The sequence below is a fragment of the Pseudomonas sp. NPDC087804 genome, assembly GCF_044742965.1.
In the GTDB taxonomy this organism is placed as follows: Bacteria; Pseudomonadota; Gammaproteobacteria; order Pseudomonadales; family Pseudomonadaceae; genus Aquipseudomonas; species Aquipseudomonas rustica.
In genome coordinates, this window is record NZ_JBIUVN010000025.1 from 54,658 (window position 1) to 73,922 (window position 19,265).

General features: G+C 59.9%; 20 protein-coding genes. 10 read left to right on the forward strand and 10 right to left on the reverse strand.

Going from position 1 to position 19,265, the window contains the following annotated elements; genetic code table 11:
* Positions 1–20: 20 nt before the first annotated feature.
* The 4 genes from ACIOMO_RS22725 to dksA all read right to left on the reverse strand — a co-directional run bounded on the left by ACIOMO_RS22725 (position 21) and on the right by dksA (position 4,763).
* Complete coding sequence (locus tag ACIOMO_RS22725) at positions 21–2,975, reverse strand: sensor histidine kinase (protein WP_008080855.1); 2,955 nt, start codon at positions 2,973–2,975, stop codon at positions 21–23.
* Positions 2,959–3,135 carry a hypothetical protein gene (locus tag ACIOMO_RS22730; protein ID WP_003176118.1) on the reverse strand — a complete coding sequence of 59 codons (177 nt, stop codon included), beginning with the start codon at positions 3,133–3,135 and terminating at the stop codon, positions 2,959–2,961. Before ACIOMO_RS22730 ends, ACIOMO_RS22725 begins: the two co-directional genes overlap by 17 nt.
* Before the next feature lie 77 nt (positions 3,136–3,212).
* Complete coding sequence (gene gluQRS / locus ACIOMO_RS22735) at positions 3,213–4,109, reverse strand: tRNA glutamyl-Q(34) synthetase GluQRS (protein WP_401243695.1); 897 nt, start codon at positions 4,107–4,109, stop codon at positions 3,213–3,215.
* A gap of 210 nt (positions 4,110–4,319) precedes the next feature.
* Positions 4,320–4,763 carry an RNA polymerase-binding protein DksA gene (gene dksA / locus ACIOMO_RS22740; RefSeq protein WP_053123888.1) on the reverse strand — a complete coding sequence of 148 codons (444 nt, stop codon included), beginning with the start codon at positions 4,761–4,763 and terminating at the stop codon, positions 4,320–4,322.
* 336 nt (positions 4,764–5,099) lie between these two features.
* On the opposite strand from dksA, the gene ACIOMO_RS22745 reads away from it, so the two are divergent.
* Together ACIOMO_RS22745 and sfsA are read left to right on the forward strand one after the other, a co-directional pair.
* Positions 5,100–6,272: a pyridoxal phosphate-dependent aminotransferase gene (locus ACIOMO_RS22745; RefSeq protein ID WP_401243697.1), complete on the forward strand. Its 1,173-nt coding sequence runs from the start codon at positions 5,100–5,102 to the stop codon at positions 6,270–6,272.
* Entirely contained in the window at positions 6,272–6,985 is a 714-nt protein-coding gene (gene sfsA / locus ACIOMO_RS22750; RefSeq protein ID WP_159815135.1) for a DNA/RNA nuclease SfsA, read from the forward strand. Before ACIOMO_RS22745 ends, sfsA begins: the two co-directional genes overlap by 1 nt.
* On the opposite strand, the gene ACIOMO_RS22755 is transcribed toward sfsA, so the two are convergent.
* Entirely contained in the window at positions 6,982–7,299 is a 318-nt protein-coding gene (locus ACIOMO_RS22755) for a Rieske (2Fe-2S) protein (protein ID WP_095114498.1), read from the reverse strand. The two genes, sfsA and ACIOMO_RS22755, sit on opposite strands and share 4 nt — an antisense overlap.
* Positions 7,300–7,464: 165 nt before the next feature.
* Here ACIOMO_RS22755 and ACIOMO_RS22760 point away from each other — a divergent pair, with 165 nt between their 5' ends.
* From ACIOMO_RS22760 to ACIOMO_RS22775, 4 genes are read left to right on the forward strand one after another with little or no spacing between them, the layout of a single operon-like run.
* On the forward strand, positions 7,465–8,337 hold the full coding sequence (locus ACIOMO_RS22760; protein WP_401243700.1) for a hemin ABC transporter substrate-binding protein: 873 nt from the start codon (positions 7,465–7,467) through the stop codon (positions 8,335–8,337).
* The gene (locus ACIOMO_RS22765; RefSeq protein ID WP_401243702.1) at positions 8,334–9,371 is read left to right on the forward strand and encodes a FecCD family ABC transporter permease; all 1,038 of its coding nucleotides are present in this window, start codon (positions 8,334–8,336) and stop codon (positions 9,369–9,371) included. Before ACIOMO_RS22760 ends, ACIOMO_RS22765 begins: the two co-directional genes overlap by 4 nt.
* Complete coding sequence (locus ACIOMO_RS22770) at positions 9,371–10,138, forward strand: heme ABC transporter ATP-binding protein (protein WP_401243704.1); 768 nt, start codon at positions 9,371–9,373, stop codon at positions 10,136–10,138. The genes ACIOMO_RS22765 and ACIOMO_RS22770 overlap by 1 nt, the downstream gene beginning before the upstream one ends.
* 21 nt (positions 10,139–10,159) lie before the next feature.
* A complete protein-coding gene (locus ACIOMO_RS22775) occupies positions 10,160–11,011 on the forward strand; it encodes a ChaN family lipoprotein (RefSeq protein WP_401243706.1) in 852 nt (283 codons plus the stop codon).
* 233 nt (positions 11,012–11,244) lie between these two features.
* Here ACIOMO_RS22775 and ACIOMO_RS22780 read toward each other — a convergent pair whose 3' ends face one another.
* From ACIOMO_RS22780 to ACIOMO_RS22795, 4 genes are all read right to left on the reverse strand, one after another.
* Positions 11,245–12,039: a Crp/Fnr family transcriptional regulator gene (locus ACIOMO_RS22780; protein ID WP_401243708.1), complete on the reverse strand. Its 795-nt coding sequence runs from the start codon at positions 12,037–12,039 to the stop codon at positions 11,245–11,247.
* Positions 12,040–12,044: 5 nt separating this feature from the next.
* Complete coding sequence (locus ACIOMO_RS22785; RefSeq protein WP_053123870.1) at positions 12,045–12,317, reverse strand: TfoX/Sxy family protein; 273 nt, start codon at positions 12,315–12,317, stop codon at positions 12,045–12,047.
* A 284-nt stretch (positions 12,318–12,601) separates the two neighbouring features.
* Positions 12,602–12,946, reverse strand: coding sequence for a pentapeptide repeat-containing protein (locus ACIOMO_RS22790; RefSeq protein ID WP_053123868.1), 345 nt, complete (start codon positions 12,944–12,946; stop codon positions 12,602–12,604).
* Between the two features lie 91 nt (positions 12,947–13,037).
* Complete coding sequence (locus tag ACIOMO_RS22795; protein WP_401243710.1) at positions 13,038–14,594, reverse strand: AAA family ATPase; 1,557 nt, start codon at positions 14,592–14,594, stop codon at positions 13,038–13,040.
* Positions 14,595–14,711: 117 nt separating this feature from the next.
* Here ACIOMO_RS22795 and mrcB point away from each other — a divergent pair, with 117 nt between their 5' ends.
* The 3 genes from mrcB to ACIOMO_RS22810 are packed head-to-tail and all read left to right on the forward strand — an operon-like array spanning position 14,712 to position 18,137.
* Positions 14,712–17,036, forward strand: coding sequence for a penicillin-binding protein 1B (gene mrcB / locus ACIOMO_RS22800; protein ID WP_053123865.1), 2,325 nt, complete (start codon positions 14,712–14,714; stop codon positions 17,034–17,036).
* A gap of 16 nt (positions 17,037–17,052) precedes the next feature.
* Positions 17,053–17,802, forward strand: a complete 750-nt coding sequence (locus tag ACIOMO_RS22805; protein WP_053123863.1) for a hypothetical protein — start codon at positions 17,053–17,055, stop codon at positions 17,800–17,802.
* Positions 17,802–18,137: a YqcC family protein gene (locus tag ACIOMO_RS22810; protein WP_053123861.1), complete on the forward strand. Its 336-nt coding sequence runs from the start codon at positions 17,802–17,804 to the stop codon at positions 18,135–18,137. Before ACIOMO_RS22805 ends, ACIOMO_RS22810 begins: the two co-directional genes overlap by 1 nt.
* Before the next feature lie 146 nt (positions 18,138–18,283).
* On the opposite strand, the gene ACIOMO_RS22815 is transcribed toward ACIOMO_RS22810, so the two are convergent.
* Entirely contained in the window at positions 18,284–18,700 is a 417-nt protein-coding gene (locus ACIOMO_RS22815) for a DUF4124 domain-containing protein (RefSeq protein ID WP_401243713.1), read from the reverse strand.
* 398 nt (positions 18,701–19,098) lie between these two features.
* Between ACIOMO_RS22815 and ACIOMO_RS22820 the strand changes: the two genes are divergently transcribed.
* The coding region (locus ACIOMO_RS22820; protein WP_401243715.1) for a thiamine pyrophosphate-binding protein at positions 19,099–19,265 on the forward strand (167 nt) is incomplete at its 3' end.

The following is a 19,265-nucleotide window of genomic DNA, read 5'->3' on the forward strand; positions in this document are numbered from 1 at the left end:
ATACGATACTCTAGACGGTCTCAGTTCACAGCGGACGTCGCTTCGACATGACGCGGCAATGTCACCCGGATACGGGTGCCGCGTTGGCTTTGTACATCAGCCGGGCTGTCGATGGTGATTTGTCCATAATGCTCTTCAACGATGGAATAGACCAGTGCAAGGCCCAGACCGGTGCCTTCGCCAGGATCCTTGGTGGTGAAGAAGGGTTCGAACAATCTGTCCATGATGTTCTTCGGAATACCGCTGCCTTCGTCTTCGACGATCAGATCGACCGTGTGTTCGCCGGCTTCGCTTTTCACCCGTACCGCACTGTGCGGCGGCGAGGCGTCGCGGGCGTTTGAAAGCAGATTGATCAACACCTGCGCGAGCCGCTGCGGATCGCCTTCGACCCAGTGATCCGGATCGCACAGGTTGTAGAACTGAACTTCGAAATTGCGTCGGTTCAGCGCCAGCAGGCCAATCGCGTCCTGCGCCACTTCCGCCAGGCAAACTGGCTCGTCGCTGTGCTGATGGCTGCCGGCATGGGCGAAACTCATCAGCGACTGGACGATGCGCGATATGCGTTTGGTCTGTTCGAGAATCTGCCCGCTGATTTCCGTCAGCTCGTCGTCCTCTTCGCGCTCCTCGCGCAGGTTTTGCGCCAGACAGGCGATGCCGGTGACCGGGTTGCCGATTTCGTGGGCCACACCTGCTGCGAGGCGACCGATGCTCGCCAGACGTTCGGAGTGCACCAGTTTGTCTTCGAGCATCTGCGTTTCGGTCAAGTCTTCAACCAGTAACACCAGACCACTGTTACCCGGTGCGAGCGGTTCATCGATGGCCGCTTTGTGCAGGTTCAGCCAGCGGGTCTGGCCGTCGAGGGCCAGATGCTGTTTGTGCAAATGCTCGTCGGGCAGATTGATGAAGCCTTGCAACAATTCTTTCCACGGCTCGCCGATGGTGCTCAGGCGCGAACCGACCACGCGCTGCGCGGCGATCCCGGTGAGTTCTTCCATGGCCTTGTTCCACATCAGGATCTCTTGATCCTTGGCCAGCGAGCAGACGCCCATCGGCAGTTCCTGCAGGGTCTGGCGGTGGTAACGGCGCAAGGCATCGAGTTCGGCGGCTAAACCTGTAAGGCGCGAGTGGTAATCCTCTAGGCGGCTTTCAATAAAGTGGATGTCTTCGGTGACATAGTTTTCGCCGCCCGCCTTATAAGGCAGGAAGGTTTCGACCATGTCCTGCGCCACGCTCGGGCCCATCAGGCCGGAAAGGTTGGCCTCGATGCGGTCGCGCAAACGGCGCAAGGCGTAAGGGCGGCGTTCGTCGAAGGGCAGATAAAGGTCTCGCAGCGCTTGTTCGACTTCTTTCTGCGCAGCCTTGGCGCCCAGCGGTTTCGCCAGTTGCGTGGCGAACTCCTGCGGCGAGGCGGCGTGCAGTTCGCGGCGTTGCGGGCGACGCACGTTATCCACAGCGCAGGCTTCGGCGGCGCTGGCTTCTTCGGGGCTGGCGTTGGTGAACAGCGAGATCAGCGTAAACATCAACACGTTGGCCGCCAGCGAGGCAATCGCGGCCATGTGCCAACTGGTGTCGTCGAGCACGTAAATCATGTTCAGCAGCGGGATGTAGAAACCCTGCAGATTGCCGACCAGCGGCAACAGCATGGTCACCACCCAGACCAGAATCCCCGCCAACAGGCCGGCAATAAAGCCACGGCGATTGGCGGTCGGCCAATACAGCACAGACAGCACGCCCGGGAGGAATTGCAGGGTCGCGACGAAGGCAACAATGCCAAGGTTGGCCAGATCCTGCTCGGCGCCGAGCATCAGGTAGAAACCGAAACCAGCCATGATGATCGCGACGATCAGCGCGCGGCGCGTCCATTTCAACCAACGGTAGATATTGCCTTCGGCCGGCGGTTGATAAAGCGGCAGCACCAGATGGTTCAGCGCCATGCCCGACAGCGCGAGCGTGGTGACGATGATCAGCCCGCTGGCCGCTGATAAACCACCGACGTAAGCGAGCAACGCCAGCGGTTTGCTGTTGGCGGCGATGCCGATGCCGAGGGTGAAATATTCCGGATTGGTCGTCGCGCCCAGTTTCAGACCGGCCCACAAAATCAGCGGTACCGCCAGGCTCATCAACAGCAGGAACAGCGGCAAACCCCAGCTCGCACTGACCAGCGAGCGTGGATTGAGGTTTTCGGTAAACGTCATGTGATACATGTGCGGCATCACGATCGCCGAAGCGAAGAACACCAGCAACAGCGTGCGCCACGGGCCTTCCTGCAATGGCGTGTGCAGCGCGGCGAGGGCGGTCTGGTTTTGCAGCAGCCACACCTCAAGTTGTTGCGGACCGTCGAACACGCCGTACAGCGCATACAAACCGACACCGCCGAGGGCGATCAGCTTGATCACCGATTCAAAGGCAATCGCGAACACCAGCCCTTCGTGTTTCTCGCGGGTGGCGATGTGGCGGGAGCCGAAGAAAATCGTGAACAGGATGATCAGCGCACAAAACGCCAGCGCTACGCGGCTCTGCACCGGCTCGCCAGTGAGGATGCCAATGGAATCGGCGACCGCTTGAATCTGCAACGCCAGCAACGGCAACACGCCAATCAGCATGAAGATCGTGGTCAGCGCACCGGCCCAGGTGCTGCGAAAGCGAAAGGCAAACAGATCCGCCAGCGACGACAGTTGATAGGTGCGGGTGATTTTCAGGATCGGATAGAGCAACACCGGCGCCAGCAGAAACGCGCCGGACACGCCGAGGTAACTGGACAGAAAGCCGTAGCCGTACTGATACGCGAGGCCGACCGTGCCGTAGAACGCCCACGCACTGGCGTAAACCCCCAGCGACAAGGTGTACGTCAGCGGGTGGCGAATGATCGCGCGCGGGATCATGCCCCGTTCGCTGACCCAGGCAACGCCGAACAGCACCGCCAGGTACGCGGCGCTGATCAGGATCATCTGGGTCAGGCTAAAGCTCATCGGCATCTTTTTGGCTCTGCAGGATGAAGGTCACAACAATCAGGATCAGCCAAAGCAGATAGGGGCGATACCAGGCGCCCGTAGCGTCGATCCACCAATCCATGATGGCGGGGGAAAACAGGTAGATCCCCACGACTAAAAGCAGGACCAAGCGATAGATGTACATCCCGGCCTCTCTTTTTTATGCGCGTGCCCGAAAACGTGCGGCGATGGTAACGGATGGGCGCGCGACTGCAAGTGTCGTCATAGCAGTTGCGCTTCGGGCAGGGTCAGTGTGCGCGGGATCTTCGTCGCATCCCAATGCTTGCTGCCCCAACTGAGCAATTCTTGCGGCGAGGCGTGGGCCAGTTCGGCGCCGGGATTTTGCCCCAAAGCACGCAGGGCCCGCAGCAGCAATGGCGTGGCCTGATCTGCTTCAAGCGGTGGTGAGCGATAGGACTTGCCGAGCTTGTTGCCGTCCGGTTGGGTAATCAGCGGCAGGTGCAGGTAGCGCGGTTGGCGCAGGCCCAACAGTTCTTGCAGGTAGAGCTGGCGCGGTGTCGAGTCGAGCAGATCGGCACCACGGACGATGTCGGTGATGCCTTGCCACGCATCATCGAGCACCACGGCCAGTTGATAGGCGTAGAGACCGTCGCGACGACGGATGACGAAATCGCCGACGTCACGACCCAAGTGCTGGCGGTACTCGCCCTGCACGCGGTCGATGAAGTGGTATTCCAGCTCCGGCACGCGCAGGCGGATCGCCGCGTCTTGTTGATCATGGCCGGCGTTGCGGCACAGGCCCGGATAAATGCCGTTGTGCGCTTCGAGCTGTTTGCGCGAGCAGGTGCAGGCGTAGGCCAGACCGTGATTGAACAGGCTGTTGAGCACGTCGGCGTAGGCGTCGTGCCGATCACTCTGGCGCACCATGTCGCCGTCCCACTCGAACCCGTAGCTTTCCAGCGCCTTGAGAATCGCGGTCTGCGCACCGGGTTCTTCACGCGGCGGATCGAGATCTTCCATGCGCACCAGCCAGCGACCGCCGACTGAACGGGCGTCAAGGTAAGAGGCGAGGGCGGCGACCAGCGAGCCGAAATGCAGATGGCCACTGGGGGTCGGGGCGAAGCGGCCGATGTAGGCGGGGGATTTTTTGGCAGTCATGGGGCGAAACTACTTTTCAGGCTATACGCAGGTCAACCTGTAGGAGTGAGCCTGCTCGCGATAGCGGTGTGACATTCAACACCGATATTGACTGACCCACCGCTATCGCGAGCAGGCTCACTCCTACAAAAGGCAAAGGCAAAGGCAAAAGACAAAAGGCAGAAACAAAAACGGAGCGTTCGCACGCTCCGTTCTTCGTTCAGGTCGAGATTACTTGCCGACCTGCTTTTCCTTGATTTCCGCCAGGGTCTTGCAGTCGACACACATGTCGGCTGTAGGGCGTGCTTCGAGGCGCTTCACACCAATCTCGACGCCGCACGAATCACACCAGCCGTACTCTTCGTCTTCGATCAGTTGCAGCGTCTTGTCGATCTTCTTGATCAACTTGCGCTCGCGGTCGCGGGCGCGCAGCTCAAGAGCGAACTCTTCTTCCTGGCTGGCACGGTCGGCCGGATCCGGGAAATTCGCAGCTTCGTCTTTCATGTGGTCAACAGTGCGGTCGACTTCCTGCATCAACTCCTGTTTCCACTTGTTCAGAACCTTGGTGAAGTGCGCGCGCATCGGGGCGCCCATGTACTCTTCACCTTTCGCCGGAACGTAAGGTTCGAAACCGCTGATCGTGGTTTGCTGCTGTTGCTTTGCTTGGGTGGGCATGAAATGGACCGCCTCTACTCTTGTAATCCATTGCGCAGGATTGCTCCATCACCGACACCTGCCGGCCCTGCGGCTGCAAGCGGGCGAACTTACCAGATCAATTCGGCCCGCGCTACTCCCGGATGTCGAGGCCCCGGCGGGTGGCGCTTGTAAAAGTCAGGCAAGCTGTGTCTGGCGGTGGTGGAGACCTGTTCAATCACTGATTTTAGTCAATCCTGGAGCGTACGCTCGTATCGTTACAGTCCAGCGTTCTTGAGGCTGTGACCGCTGCGGGTTCTCGCTCGTTCCGGCAGATGGGTAGAATCGTCTCTTTTTTTCCGTTGAAGGAAAGGCCCAATGGCTCAGCCCTACAGTGCGCGCAGTCGTGCGATCGAACCGTTTCATGTCATGGCGTTGCTGGCGCGGGCCAATGAGTTGCAGGCGGAAGGCCACGACGTGATCCATCTGGAGATCGGCGAGCCGGACTTCACCACCGCTGAACCGATCATTCGCGCAGGGCAGGCGGCGCTAACCGCCGGGAAAACCCGTTACACCGCCGCGCGCGGTATTCCTGAACTGCGCGAGGCGATCGCCGGGTTCTATCAATCGCGCTATGGTTTGAACATCGATCCACGGCGGATTCTGATCACGCCGGGCGGTTCCGGGGCGTTACTGCTCGCCAGTGCGTTGCTGGTCGATCCCGGGAAACACTGGCTGTTGGCGGATCCGGGTTACCCGTGCAACCGCCACTTCCTGCGTCTGGTTGAAGGTGCGGCGCAACTGGTGCCGGTCGGGCCTGACGTGCGTTATCAACTGACCCCGGATCTGGTCGAGCGTCATTGGGATCACGACAGCGTCGGCGCACTGGTCGCCTCGCCGGCCAATCCGACTGGCACCATCCTGACCCGCGATGAACTCACCGGGTTATCCACAGCCATCAAGGCCAGACACGGGCATCTGGTGGTGGACGAGATCTATCACGGCCTGACCTACGGCACCGATGCGGCGAGCGTGCTGGAAGTCGATGACAGTGCTTTCGTGTTGAACAGTTTCTCCAAATATTTCGGCATGACCGGCTGGCGACTCGGCTGGCTGGTGGCGCCGGACGCAGCAGTCAGCGAGTTGGAAAAACTCGCGCAGAACCTCTACATCAGCGCCCCGAGCATGGCCCAGTACGCCGCGCTGGCCTGTTTCGAGCCGGACACCATCGCCATTCTCGAAGAACGCCGCGCCGAGTTCGGCCGTCGTCGCGACTTCCTGTTGCCGGCCTTGCGCGAGTTGGGTTTCAACATTGCGGTGGAGCCTGAAGGCGCGTTCTATTTGTACGCCGATATCAGCCAGTTCGGCGGTGATGCCTTCGCGTTCTGCCGACATTTCCTCGAAACCGAGCACGTCGCTTTTACGCCTGGGCTGGATTTCGGTCGCTATCAGGCCAGTCATCATGTGCGTTTTGCCTACACGCAAAACCTCCCTCGCCTACAAGAAGCAGTGGAACGCATCGCGCGTGGCTTGAAGAGTTGGCAAGGCTGATGCGCTTTTATCCAGAGCTTGAAGAAGCGCGACTGATCCGTCGTTACAAACGTTTTCTTGCCGACATCGAAACGGTTAACGGCGAATTACTGACCATTCACTGCCCGAACACCGGTTCGATGCTCAATTGTCAGGTCGAGGGCGGGCAAGTCTGGTTCAGCCGCTCCAATGACCCCAAACGCAAGTTGCCCGGTACTTGGGAAATCGGCGAAACCCCGCAAGGCCGCCTGTTTTGCGTGAATACTGCGCGGGCCAACGGCCTGGTCGAGGAAGCCTTGCAAGCTGGCGTCATCACCGAGCTAAACGGCTTTACCGCGTTGAAGCGTGAAGTCGCTTATGGTCAGGAAAAAAGTCGCATCGATTTTCGCCTCGAATACCCGAGCGGCCCGGCTTACGTGGAAGTGAAAAGTGTCACCCTGGGTTTCGACGGTACGCCGGTGGCAGCGTTTCCGGATGCGGTGACCCAGCGCGGCGCCAAGCATCTGCGGGAGCTGGCGCATCTGGCGCGGGACGGGATTCGCGCGGTGCAGTTGTATTGCGTCAATCTCAGCGGGATAGAGGCGGTGCGCCCAGCCAGGGAAATTGATTCAGCGTATGCCGAAGCGCTGCATGAAGCGGTCGCGTGTGGCGTCGAGGTGCTGGCGTATGGCGTGCGCTTGAGCCATGAAGAGATGGTCATCGACCGGCGCCTCGATGTGCTGCTCAACGGTTAAACATCGATCCACAGGCCTTGTGCGTCCTCGCGGCAAGGGATGGCGGTGAGTGATTGCCCGGCGCAAGGCCCGGCCACGCATTCACCGTCCTCGATCAGAAACAGTGCGCCGTGGGTGGCGCACTGAATCAGGCTGTTGCTCGGGTCGAGAAACTGGTCGGGTTGCCATTCCAGCCCCACGCCCCGGTGCGGGCAGCGATTCAGGTAGACGTAGGCCTGGCCGCTGCGGCGCACGGCGAACAGCTTATTGCCGTCGATCTCGAAACCACGGCTTTTCGCTTCGGCCAGATCGGCGCCTGCGCAGAGAAACTTCATGACTATCCTCTAGTGTCCGCTCGTGTCCGGATATGTCCGAGCTTGACGTTTAAATGCAAACAATTATCAAATGACGGCCTTCGTCCGCAGGGCGGCTGGCAGATGCCGAGGATACTTGGCCTGTCGTCCCGATGCCCGGGAAAACCACGTTCAAGGAAGCTGTGTATGCGCCTGAGTACCCGCGTTGCTGTGCTGTGTGTCGGACTTTTGGTCAGCCACCAGGCTGCAGCGGCTGATCTGCCGCAACGTTGGGTGAGTGCCGGCGGCGCGCTGTCGGAGTGGGTTTCGGCCTTGGGCAGCGAATCGAAACTGGTCGGCGTCGACACCACCAGTCAGCATCCGGAATCTTTGAAAACACTGCCGAGCATCGGCTATCAGCGCAGCCTTTCCGCCGAGGGCATTCTCAGTTTGCGCCCGGACATTCTGATTGGCACCGAAGAAATGGGCCCACCGCCGGTACTGTCGCAAGTCAAAGCGGCCAAGGTGCAGGTGGAATTGTTCTCGGCGCAGCCGGATCTGCCGACGGTTGAGAAAAACGTTACCCGTCTCGGTCAATTACTCGGCGCTGAAGCTCAGGCCAAACAACTGCTGGCAAGTTATCAACAGCAACTCGACACACAAAAAGTGCGGGTTGCCGACGCACAGTCGAAACAGAAAGCCCCGGGTGTGCTGCTGTTGCTCGGGCATGCCGGTGGCAAACCGTTGATCGCCGGCAAGGACACCGCCGCCGACTGGCTGCTGCAACAGGCGGGCGGGCATAACCTGGCGACGCACACCGGTTACAAACCGTTCTCGGTGGAATCCCTTGCCAGTCTTGATCCGGAAGTTTTGGTATTCGCCGACCGTGCCTTGACCGGTGACGCGGCGAAAGCGGCGCTGTTCAAGGAAAACCCGATTCTCAATTCAAGCCGCGCGGCGAAAACCGGGCGGGTGCTGGAGCTGGATCCGACGCTGTTGGTCGGCGGCCTCGGCCCACGTTTGCCGGCGGCGTTGAAAACCCTGTCTGACGGTTTCTACCCGGCCAAGAGCGGCCAATGACCACACTGGTCAAACCCCGTGGCTTATTTATCGGCCTGACCCTCCTGTGTTTACTGGCGATCTGGTTGTCGTTGGCATTGGGGCCGGTCAGCCTGCCGCTGTTCGACACGCTGCGGGCGGCGTTGCGCCTGATCGGTGTGCCGCTGGCGCCGGACGGGCTGGAACAGGCTGAGCTGATTCTCGGGCAGATTCGTCTGCCGCGAACCTTGCTTGGTCTGGCGGTCGGCGGTGTGTTGGCGTTGTCCGGCGTCGCGATGCAGGGTTTGTTTCGCAATCCGCTGGCGGATCCGGGGCTGGTCGGTGTTTCCAGTGGCGCGGCGTTGGGCGCGGCGATTGCGATTGTCGGTGGTTCGTTTTTTGGCGGCATGCCGGAGTGGTTCGGGCCTTACCTGTTGTCGGTGTGCGCGTTCCTCGGCGGCCTCGGTGTGACGGCGCTGGTGTACCGACTCGGTCGGCGTAACGGCCAGACCAATGTCGCCACCATGCTGCTGGCGGGTATTGCCCTGACCGCACTGGCCAGTTCGGCGGTTGGACTGTTCACTTATCTGGCGGATGACGCGACTCTGCGCACGCTGACGTTCTGGAATCTGGGCAGCCTCAATGGTGCGAGTTACGCGCGGTTGTGGCCGTTGCTGATCATCAGCGCCGCTGTCGCCTTGTGGCTGCCGCGTCGGGCGCGGGCGTTGAATGCGTTATTGCTCGGCGAGTCGGAAGCCGGGCATTTGGGTATCGATGTCGAGAAGCTCAAGCGTGAGTTGGTGTTCTGCACGGCGCTGGGTGTCGGCGCGGCGGTGGCGGCGGCCGGGATGATCGGTTTTGTCGGGCTGGTGGTGCCGCATCTGGTGCGCTTGCTGGCGGGGCCTGATCATCGGGTGTTGTTGCCGGCCTCGGTGCTGGCGGGGGCGAGCCTGTTGTTGCTCGCCGATCTGGTGGCGCGGCTGGCGCTGGCGCCGGCGGAATTGCCGATCGGTATCGTCACCGCGTTTATCGGTGCGCCGTTCTTTCTTTACCTGCTGCTGCGAGGACGTGCCTGATGCTGCGAGCGCACAATCTGCACATCCATCGCGGCCGCAAAACGGTGCTCAGCGAAGTTTCGCTGCAACTCGAACCGGGTGAAGTGCTTGGTGTGCTCGGGCCCAATGGTGCCGGCAAAAGTACCTTGCTCGGCGCCTTGTGCGGTGAATTGAAACCGAGCGAGGGCGAAGTGTCACTCGACGGCCAGGCGCTGACGCACTGGACGGGCACGCAACGGGCGCAACGTCTGGCGGTACTGCCGCAAGTGTCGACGCTGGATTTTGCGTTTCGCGTTGAAGAAGTGGTCGGCATGGGACGCTTGCCTTATCAAAGCGGTCGGGTGCGCGATGAGGAAATTATCGCTGCCGCACTGGCCGCCGCCGATGCCGGGCATTTGAGCGGACGCAGTTATCTGGCGTTGTCCGGCGGCGAACGTCAGCGCGTGCATCTGGCACGGGTGCTGGCGCAACTGTGGCCGGGGCAGGCCGGACAAACGTTGTTGCTGGACGAGCCGACGTCGATGCTCGATCCGCTGCATCAACACACCACGTTGCAGGCCGTGCGCGAGTTCGCTGATCGCGGCGCTGCGGTGTTGGTCATCTTGCATGATCTGAATCTGGCGGCGCGCTATTGTGATCGGGTGTTGCTGCTCGAAGGCGGGCGCCCGGTCGCGCTGGATACGCCGGAGCAAGTGCTGCGCCCGGACTCGCTTAAAGCGGTGTTCGGTCTCGAAGTATTGGTGCAACCGCACCCGGAGCGTGGGCATCCGCTGATCATCGCCCGCTGAGTTTTTCATCGAGGTGAGTGCATGCGCGCAATCTGGTTGTTGGCGGTGTTGTGGTTGGCGGGGTGTCAGCATGTGGCTGTGGCGCCGCCGCCCGCTGGAGAAGTTCGTGATCTGCGCAACGGTCAGGTGCTGACGGCGCAGCAATTGCTGATGCGACTGGCCGAGCCTGAGCGTGTGATCGTCGGCGAGCAACATGACAATGCCGATCATCACGCGGTGCAGTTGTGGTTATTGCAGGCACTCGGCGAGCAACGGCCGCAGGGCAGTCTGTTGCTGGAAATGCTCACGCCGGAGCAACAATCGAAAGTTGATCAAGTGCGCCATGCCGCTACGCCTCCTGCTGATCTTCCTGCCGCATTGGCCTGGCAGGACGGTTGGGACTGGAGTCTCTACGGGCCGATCGTTCGTTTCGCGCTCACGCAACCGTATCCGCTGCTGGCGGCAAATCTCGACACCGCCGAAATCCACACCTTCTACCGTAACCCACCAGTTTTGAAGGGGGAGCGTAGCAATGCCGCCTCGGTAAAAAGCACGTTGCTTGAGCAGATCAGTGATTCGCACTGTGGCCTGCTTCCGGAATCTCAAATGCCGGCGATGCTGGCGGTGCAGCAACAGCGTGATCGGCGTATGGCTGAACGTTTGCTGGCCGCGCCGACGCCTTCGCTGTTGCTGGCCGGTGCCTGGCATGCGCGCAAGGATGTCGGTGTGCGGGTGCATGTCGAGGATTTGGGTGCTACTGAAGCACCGACGGTTTTGATGTTGGCAGAGCAGGGCAGTGAGATGACTACGGCAATGGCCGATTACGTCTGGTTCACTCCTGTCACGCCGAAGCAGGATTACTGCGAGCAAATGCGCAAACAGTTCGGCAAATGACTTTTCCACGGGCAAAAAAAGACCCGGTAAAAACCGGGTCAAATAACCGTGATTAGCCTGATGAGGAGATAATCTGAGAGTCCGAACCAAGGGCTTTTCAGAATATCGACTGATCTCGCGACCAGTTGTGATAATCATAGCGATTCTCATTACCGAGTCAACACCTGATTCTGGATTTATTTGATTTAGTCTGAGAAATGGCCGGAACGCCCCGCAAACAAAGGGCTTGAGCGTTAACCGTTGGTCGACGTCAACTGGGTGATCCGCCGGTTGAGCTGACCGATACGCCGCGCCATGCTCTCGATCAAGCTGTGAGCGATCTTTGGATTGCTGCGGGTCATGCTCAAAAATTGATCACCGGGGATCAGCATGATGGTACTCGGCTCGCGGGCGATCACCGTGGCGTTGCGCGGCTCGCGGGTGAACACCGCCATCGCGCCGAAAATTTCATCCCTGGGTACTTCGCCGACTTTCTGTCCATCAACAAACGCTTCGGCGTGCCCGTCGATGATCACGAAAACATGATCAGCGGCGTCACCTTGTTGAATCAGGATTTCGCCAGCGTCGACCCGTTTGAAACCATTGGTGCTACGAAACTCGCGCGGCTTCAGTTCTGCTACGGCGTGGGCCAGTATCGCGGTGTGCCCCAGCAGGTATTCGAGAAATTGCTCGGCCCGAGCGGGCTCTGCATACAAATGCTGAAACAGATCACGGCGCCGATAAGGCAGAAGACGCAGTGCGCCGTCACTGCTCAAGCGGCAATCCATCCAGGCTTCGCCACGTTGCAGACCGATCAAGTCGCCTTCCTGCCAATAGAACAGGGCTCGACCAGCGATGCTGCCGCTGATCACGCCTTCGTTGAGCAGAAACAGCTGATCACTCGGCAGTCGCTCCAGCAAATCCTCAGTGGCTTCGACTTCAATCTCCAAACTGCACGGCTCAAGGCCTTGCAGCCATTGCGCGGGCAGAGTCTGCAACCGATTGATCAGCGCATCCACTGGCGCCGATTGTTCCCCCAGCAAATACATAGCGGTCAGTTCTTGTGACGCGCGGAGATGGCGTCGAGCTGTTTGTTCAACGCGTCTTTGCGCTCGGCGGGAATGTCGTTCCAGTGCACGTCCATCAGCGCGCCTTCGATCGCATACAACAACACCTTCGATGCGCGAAACCCGCGGGTACGCACGGCCCGGTAGGCGTCCACCGCGCCCAGGCGACGCAAGTCCGAGGCGCTGTGGATGCCCACAGCATGCAGCCATTGCGCCGACGTCTTGCCAAGATTCTTCAGGTGTTGCAGTTCATCATTCATCAAGCCTCCTTGCGACGGCCGAACGGTGCGTGGGCGAGCTTCTCAGGAGTGTAGCCATCAGTAGGAAAAGCGTGGTTGTTTGGTCGGATTCGACGCAAAAGCTTCTAAGAAAGGTCGCTTGAAAGGGCTGCGAACGCAGAAAGGAGGGGAAAACACATAAAAGTAGGAGTGAGCCTGCTCGCGATGACGGACATCCAGACAGCACATTTGTTGAATATTGAACCGCTATCGCGAGCAGGCTCACTCCTACAGGAAATGTGCTGTGTCAGGGACTGATGAGTATGTCAGCGAGTGCGATAGCGCAAACGCGTACCAAAATTCATCGACATCAAAATCTCGTCCGCACTCAACTCCGCCGGGAAATACGCCCCGGAAATCTGCGCATGAGCGAGGCTCGCCCCTTCAAGCGATGCATTACGGAAATCAATCCCGCGCAAATCAGCAGAACGGAAATACGCGTCACGGAAATCCACGCCATCGGCATTCAGCTCGCGCAGATCGAGACCGCGAAAATCGCCGCCGACCATGTCGATCGGGCCGTCCTGCGGGCGTTCCTTGTTGAAACCAGTGATGTCATCTTTATGCAGCAAGGCATACAGCGGGGTGTCGAGAAGTTTCGGCTGGCTCATGTCACATCACCTGTTGGTTTTATGACGCCAGTATAGTGCCACTATTTGGCGGCCGTGAAGCAAGCGAGGGCTTCACGGCCGAAATAGTTTCTTACAGACCTGGCAGGCGTTGACGGATCTGTGCGACCACGGTGTCAAGGGTGCCGGATTCGTTGGTCTGCACGCGTTTGCTGCGCAGAATTTCTTCCGGCGTCAGCGCTTCACGATTGGCTTGTTGCGCTTCAATCACGGCCAGCGTGGCGTCGGACGGATCCTGTTTGTCGGCCTGACGAATCGCCAGCCAGCTCTCGATCACCGCTTGCGGCGCGTTGCAGTCGAGGATCAGGAACGGCGTGCCAGTGGCTTCAGCAATTTTTGCCGCGTTGTCGCGTTGTTCGCGCTTGAGGTAAGTCGCGTCGATAACCACCGGGAAACCGGCGTGCAGGATCACTTCAGCGATTTCATGCAGACGCGCGTAAGTCGCGATGCTGGCGTCGGCGCTATAAATGCCGGCCTGTACATCATTGGCAACGGTTTGCTCGCCGAACAGACGCTTGCGCTCAACGTCGGAGCGCAGGCGAATGGCGCCCAGTGCTTCAACCAGACGCATGGCCACGTGACTCTTGCCGACAGCGGAAACGCCGTGGGTGATGGCCATGAAGCGCGAAGGAATGGTGCTGTAACTTTCCGCCAGGTTGGCGTAGTTGCGGTACTGACGCAGGGTGGTCGCGCGCTGCACCGGAGTCGCGTCGGCCGGCATGCTGAACAGCGCCACTTTTGCGCGAACCATTGCACGGTAGGCTTTATAGAAGTTCAGCACTTCCAGACCCTGGTAATCGCCGGTCAGCTCCAGGTACTGGCTGATGAAGCGGCGCGCGAGGGATTTCAGGCCACGGTCTTCCAGATCCATCGCGAGGAAACCGGTGTCGGCCCAGACGTCAGTGAAACGGAAAGGCTCGTTGAATTCGATGCAGTCGAAGATCACCACTTTGCCGTCGATGACGGTAGCGTTGCCGAGGTGGATGTCACCGTGGCATTCACGGGTGAAACCGTCGGCCTTGCGCTGAGTGAACAGAGGCTTGAGGCGCTCGAAGCTGCTTTCGGCCCAGGCTTTCAGCGCGTCGAGTTGCAGCAGGTCATTTTTGTCGCTGAGGAACGGCAGGATTTGTTCGAAGTTTTGCGACACCGGCGCCATCACGCTTTCCGGGGTGCCAGCATCGTGTTCGGCCGGGACTTTTGGCGCGCTGAGGTGGAAGTGCGCGATCTGCTGCGCCATCTCATCAATGTGCTGGGTGGTCAGCTCGCCATTCGCTTGCAGGGTGCTGAGCATACCGGTCTGCGGGAACTGGCGCATTTTCAGCAGGTATTCGATGGCTGGGCCGTCACCGCCCAGTTGCGGTGCTTCGACGCTACCGGTGACTGGCAACACTTCCAGATACAAATCATCGGTCAGGCGCTGGTTCAGACGCAGTTCTTCGGCGCAAAAGTGCGCGCGCGATTCGAGGCCGGTGAAGTCGAGGAAGCCGAAATTCACTGGCTTCTTCACTTTATAAGCAAACGGACCGGTGAGGATTACCCACGAGATGTGCGTTTCGATGACCTGAAACCCTTCGACAGGGTGCGGGTAGAGGGCCGGGTTTTGCAGGGCAGCGATCAGTGACTGGCTCACGGGCGATCCTTCAGAGAGGGGGGAAATTCGAGGCGGCTATTATGGCCGCTCGCCAGCCTGACGCAAACCTCGGAGCGCTCCTGTTGAGGATGAATAAAGTGCGTATAATCCGCCGCCATGACTCGAACTCGATCTCCCCGTACCAAGAAAAAACCACCTTCCAAGGGCCTTGGCCCGTGGTTGAGCTGGGCCATTAAACTCAGTCTGGTCGGCCTTGTCGTGCTGGCCGGCTTCGCCGTTTACCTCGATGCCGTGGTGCAGGAGAAGTTCTCCGGCAAGCGCTGGACCATCCCGGCCAAGGTTTACGCGCGCCCGCTTGAGCTGTTCGTCGGACAGAAGCTCAGCAAGGACGATTTCCTCACTGAACTCGATGCCCTCGGCTATCGCCGCGAAGCCGTGAGCAACGGCCCCGGTGCTGCTGCGGTCAACGGCAACACGGTTGATCTGAACACCCGTGGCTTCCAGTTCTATGAAGGCCTGGAAAAACCGCAACCGGTGCGCGTGCGCTTCTCCGGCGATTACGTCGCCGAGTTGTCGGCGACCAACGGTTCAAAGCTGTCGGTGGTGCGTCTTGAACCGCTGATGATCGGCGGCATTTATCCGAAAAATCTCGAAGACCGCATTCTGATCAAACTTGATCAAGTGCCGCCGTACCTGCTCGAAACCCTGGTGGCTGTCGAAGACCGCGATTTCTACAGCCACTGGGGCGTGTCGCCGAAGTCGATTGCCCGCGCTGTCTGGGTCAACACCTCGGGCGGCAAAATGACTCAGGGCGGCAGTACGCTGACCCAGCAGTTGGTGAAAAACTTCTACCTGACCAGCGAACGCAGCCTGACCCGCAAGCTCACCGAAGCGATGATGGCGATGCTGCTGGAGCTGCATTACGACAAAAAAGAAATTCTTGAGGCCTACCTCAACGAAGTCTTTGTCGGTCAGGACGGTCAGCGTGCGGTGCACGGTTTCGGTCTGGCCAGCCAGTTCTTCTTCGGCCAGCCATTGTCCGAGCTGAAGCTGCATCAGGTTGCGCTGCTGGTCGGCATGGTCAAAGGCCCGTCCTACTACAACCCGCGTCGTAACCCGGAACGCGCGCTGGAGCGTCGTAACCTGGTGCTCGACGTGCTTGAGCAACAAGGTGTGGCGACCGCCGAGCAAGTCGCGGCGGCGAAGAAAATGCCGCTGGGTGTAACCACCCGCGGCAAACTGGCCGACAGTTCCTTCCCGGGCTTTATCGATCTGGTCAAACGTCAGTTGCGTGAAGACTATCGCGACGAAGACTTGACCGAAGAAGGCCTGCGCATCTTCACCAGTTTCGACCCGATTCTGCAGATGAAGGCGGAAGCCTCGGTCAACGACACTTTCAAACGTCTGTCCGGGCGCAAAGGCTCCGACGATGTTGAAGCGGCAATGGTCGTGACCAACCCGGAAACCGGCGAAGTGCAGGCGATGATCGGCAGCCGTCAGGCCAGTTACGCAGGCTTCAACCGCGCGCTCGATGCCGTGCGGCCGGTGGGTTCGTTGATCAAACCGGCGGTGTACCTGACCGCGCTGGAAAAACCGAGCAAGTACACGCTGACCAGTTGGCTGTCGGATGACCCGTTGTCGGTCAAAGGCGCGGACGGTCAGGTGTGGAAACCGCAGAACTACGATCGTCGCTCCCACGGCACGGTGTTCCTCTATCAAGGTCTGGCGCATTCCTACAACCTGTCGACCTCGCGTCTGGGTCTGGAAGTCGGTGTGCCGAACGTGCTGAAAACCCTCGGGCGCCTCGGCGTAACCCGTGAGTTCCCGGCGTTCCCGTCGATGTTGCTGGGTGCCGGCGGCATGACCCCGATCGAAGTGGCGACGATGTACCAGACCCTCGCCAACGGCGGTTTCAACACGCCGATGCGCGGGATTCGCAGCGTATTGACCGCCGAGGGCGAACCGCTCAAGCGTTATCCGTTCCAGATTGAGCAGCGTTTCGATCCGGCGTCGATTTACCTGATCCAGAACGCCATGCAGCGCGTGATGCGTGAAGGTACCGGTAGCTCGGTTTACAACGTCTTGCCGAAAACCCTGACGCTGGCCGGCAAGACCGGTACCAGTAACGATTCGCGGGACAGCTGGTTCGCCGGCTTCAGCCAGGACTTGCTGGCCGTGGTCTGGCTGGGTCGCGACGATAACGGCAAGACGCCGTTCACCGGTGCCACCGGTGCGTTGCAGGTCTGGACCAGTTTCATGCGCAAGGCCGATCCGCTGCCGCTGGACATGCCGCAGCCGGACAACATCGTTCAGGCGTGGGTCGATTCGCGCACCGGACAAGGCTCCGATGCCAACTGCCCGGGCGCGGTGCAGATGCCGTATATTCGCGGCAGCGAACCACCACCCGGCGCCGCGTGCGCAAGCGAAACGCCTGCTTCCGGCGAGTCGGTGATGGATTGGGTCAAGGGCTGGATGAATTAAGCAAAGAGGGTTTCAAGTGAACAAGTGGTTGATTCCAGCGGTGACCGCCGTGGCTTTGCTCAGCGGCTGCTCTACCGTACAGCGTGGTTCGATTCCGGTGGTTGATTCCGGGACTGCGGTGTCCAACAGCGAACGCATTTCGGCCAATGGCGGTTTCCGTCAAACCACGGTGAAGCGTCCTGCGCAGGGCCAGACTCAGGCCATTCCGCAGGGTGATACCGGCGTGGTGGTGATGGTGCCGGGTGGCGGCGCTGCCGTGTCGACGCCGATCAGCTCTTCGCCAATCGTGCCGGGCCCGGCGTCCGGCGGTATCACGGCGGGGCCTTACAACCCTGCGCCAGTCGAGTCGGCGCCGGTCAATACCGGCACTTACAACATGCCGTCGACGCCGAGCGGGATTCCGTCGGCCAGCAGCGGCGGCGGTTTGTCGGCTGACGAGCAACTGGACGGTCCGGTGCTCGCCTTGCTGACCACTGCGCAACAGCAACAGGCCGGTGGCGACCTCAACGGTGCGTCCTCCAGCCTCGAGCGTGCGCAACGTGTCGCGCCGCGTGAGCCGCAAGTGCTTTATCGCCTCGCGCAGGTACGCATGGCTCAAGGCGATGCACCGCAAGCCGAGCAGTTCGCCCGTCGCGCGTTGACCATGGCCAACGGTCGTCCGGATCTGCAGGCCAGCCTGTGGGAGCTGATCGCGCAGTCCCGTGAGAAGCAAGGCGATTCCGCCGGCGCCGCTCAGGCCCGTCAGAAGGCCAAGGTTTCGCTGTGATGGATGCACGTTTCCCGAAAATCGCCGATCAGTTACTGCTGATCGAGCGCGAACTGCGCACACAGGGCTGGTGGGATGAGGTGCAGCCGTCGGCAGAAGCCTTGAGCAGTGTCGAACCGTTTTCGGTCGATACGCTGGACTTCGAACAATGGCTGCAATGGATCTTCCTGCCGCGCATGAAAATGATCCTCGAGCAGGATCTGCCACTGCCGAATGCCTCGGGCATTCAGGAAATGGCCGAGATGGTCTTCGCCCAGCGCAACCTGGGTGGCAAGGATCGTCAGTTGCAGGTGCTGCTCAAAGAGTTCGACCTGCTGATCACCGCCTCACGTTAACCCCCGATCCTTTTCGGGGCCCGGTAACCCCGACCCTGTCGGCGTGTACACCGGAAACTGTAGGAGCTGCCGAAGGCTGCGATCTTTTGATCCTGTTTTAAAAACAACATCAAAAGATCGCAGCCTTCGGCAGCTCCTACACATATCTATTCACAATTCTGTGCAATCTGCTTCTGCGCCTCAACAATCCGCTCCTGACGCTGCGCATCGTCCAGCCGTCGCATCTGTCCCTCCACTTCCTCCCTCAAACGCGGATTGTTCTGCAACTGCGCAAGGTTCGTCCGTGCCTGCTGACAAAACTGCTTGAGCTGCGCCTGCTGATCCGCGACCTGTTTCTTCACCTGGTCATCAATCGCCTTCTGATCGCCCAGCACGCCGCTGCCAGGCATTGGCGCAGCTTTGGGCGGGGGCGAGGAGGGTGTCTGTAGCGTGGTGGATGGCTGACCCGCTGGCGGCTGCGCATCGAAATGCGTGACACCTTGGGCGTCGACCCATTTGTAGATCTGAGCGGCCATGCACCAGGGGCTGAGGCCGATCAGCAGGGAGAGGAGGAGCGTTCGCATGCTGATTCCTTGGCAAAATTGCGCAATTGACGCTAACAGAGTAGCGGTTTTCAGGTTTTTTCTTGCGTTCTCATGTGCTTACCCACAATTAGTGACATAGACAGCTTGACTTGGAGAGGGCGAAACAGAAGAATCCAAAGTCCGCTGTAGAGGGACTGCCAGAAGCAGACCCACTCGGTAGATCATGAGGCGCACATCCGCGCCGACCTGTTACACCCGCAACGCGTTACCTCGCGCTGGGTGGGAAAGGCCCGCAACACTGGGACGATCCCAATACTTGCTCAGTCAGTGCTGACGTAGTCGGCGACCACCGTCGCTCATGCTCTGCCGAGAAGTAAACCTATTAAGACCCGCCCCTTTTTTGTGGACGGTATTCTGGCGTTTTAGAGGTGAACAACGTGGAGCTTTTATCTGGCGGTGAGATGCTCGTCCGCTTTTTGCGTGACGAAGGCGTCAAATATATCTACGGGTACCCGGGTGGTGCTCTCCTGCATGTTTACGATGCCCTGTTCAAAGAACCGGAAGTGAATCACATCCTGGTTCGTAACGAACAAGCGGCAACCCA

Bases quoted from the DNA above. Each gene is read 5' to 3' on its own strand.
- ACIOMO_RS22725 (WP_008080855.1), bottom strand. From the start codon at position 2,975: ATGCCGATGAGCTTTAGCCTGACCCAGATGATCCTGATCAGCGCCGCG.
- ACIOMO_RS22730 (WP_003176118.1), bottom strand. From the start codon at position 3,135: ATGTACATCTATCGCTTGGTCCTGCTTTTAGTCGTGGGGATCTACCTG.
- gluQRS (WP_401243695.1), bottom strand. From the start codon at position 4,109: ATGACTGCCAAAAAATCCCCCGCCTACATCGGCCGCTTCGCCCCGACC.
- dksA (WP_053123888.1), bottom strand. From the start codon at position 4,763: ATGCCCACCCAAGCAAAGCAACAGCAGCAAACCACGATCAGCGGTTTC.
- ACIOMO_RS22745 (WP_401243697.1), top strand. From the start codon at position 5,100: ATGGCTCAGCCCTACAGTGCGCGCAGTCGTGCGATCGAACCGTTTCAT.
- sfsA (WP_159815135.1), top strand. From the start codon at position 6,272: ATGCGCTTTTATCCAGAGCTTGAAGAAGCGCGACTGATCCGTCGTTAC.
- ACIOMO_RS22755 (WP_095114498.1), bottom strand. From the start codon at position 7,299: ATGAAGTTTCTCTGCGCAGGCGCCGATCTGGCCGAAGCGAAAAGCCGT.
- ACIOMO_RS22760 (WP_401243700.1), top strand. From the start codon at position 7,465: ATGCGCCTGAGTACCCGCGTTGCTGTGCTGTGTGTCGGACTTTTGGTC.
- ACIOMO_RS22765 (WP_401243702.1), top strand. From the start codon at position 8,334: ATGACCACACTGGTCAAACCCCGTGGCTTATTTATCGGCCTGACCCTC.
- ACIOMO_RS22770 (WP_401243704.1), top strand. From the start codon at position 9,371: ATGCTGCGAGCGCACAATCTGCACATCCATCGCGGCCGCAAAACGGTG.
- ACIOMO_RS22775 (WP_401243706.1), top strand. From the start codon at position 10,160: ATGCGCGCAATCTGGTTGTTGGCGGTGTTGTGGTTGGCGGGGTGTCAG.
- ACIOMO_RS22780 (WP_401243708.1), bottom strand. From the start codon at position 12,039: ATGTATTTGCTGGGGGAACAATCGGCGCCAGTGGATGCGCTGATCAAT.
- ACIOMO_RS22785 (WP_053123870.1), bottom strand. From the start codon at position 12,317: ATGAATGATGAACTGCAACACCTGAAGAATCTTGGCAAGACGTCGGCG.
- ACIOMO_RS22790 (WP_053123868.1), bottom strand. From the start codon at position 12,946: ATGAGCCAGCCGAAACTTCTCGACACCCCGCTGTATGCCTTGCTGCAT.
- mrcB (WP_053123865.1), top strand. From the start codon at position 14,712: ATGACTCGAACTCGATCTCCCCGTACCAAGAAAAAACCACCTTCCAAG.
- ACIOMO_RS22810 (WP_053123861.1), top strand. From the start codon at position 17,802: ATGGATGCACGTTTCCCGAAAATCGCCGATCAGTTACTGCTGATCGAG.
- ACIOMO_RS22815 (WP_401243713.1), bottom strand. From the start codon at position 18,700: ATGCGAACGCTCCTCCTCTCCCTGCTGATCGGCCTCAGCCCCTGGTGC.